This is a genomic window from Brevibacterium permense (genome assembly GCF_025506275.1).
In the GTDB taxonomy this organism is placed as follows: Bacteria; Actinomycetota; Actinomycetes; order Actinomycetales; family Brevibacteriaceae; genus Brevibacterium; species Brevibacterium permense_A.
On record NZ_QYCP01000005.1, the window covers coordinates 1 to 382 of the forward strand.

At 36.9% G+C, this 382-nt stretch carries 1 protein-coding gene; it reads left to right on the top strand.

Annotated elements, in window-relative coordinates; translation table 11 throughout:
* On the top strand, positions 1–325 hold a 325-nt coding region (locus D3I60_RS01305), incomplete at its 5' end, for a hypothetical protein (RefSeq protein ID WP_262774295.1).
* Positions 326–382: the final 57 nt, after the last annotated feature.

Genomic DNA, 382 nt, shown 5'->3' on the forward strand with positions numbered 1-382 from the left:
ACTTATTGGCGAGGCGGACGAAAGTACAGATGTAACGTGGGCGAACATTATTATAGACGCTGTTAGATCCGCAATTGCAATTCCGGTCATGGTCTTTTTACAAGCATTTTTGCAAACAAGAATCATCTTACCACTTGCAAAAGGCATGTTTGATATGAGTGGTAAATTTTCCGCAGACGCTGTTTATTCAACATCACAAGTCACGAAAAGCATTAAAATTACAGGATTTATGCAAATACTATTTCTAGCCTTTTTTGCAATCGTAACCGTAGCATTTTTCCTTAAAATGTGTATCTACTTTGCAGATATGGCATTTTATAACTAATCAATCCCGATTGTTGCTATGTCGATTGCCAGTGAAAGTTTTGATTATAGCTCAACC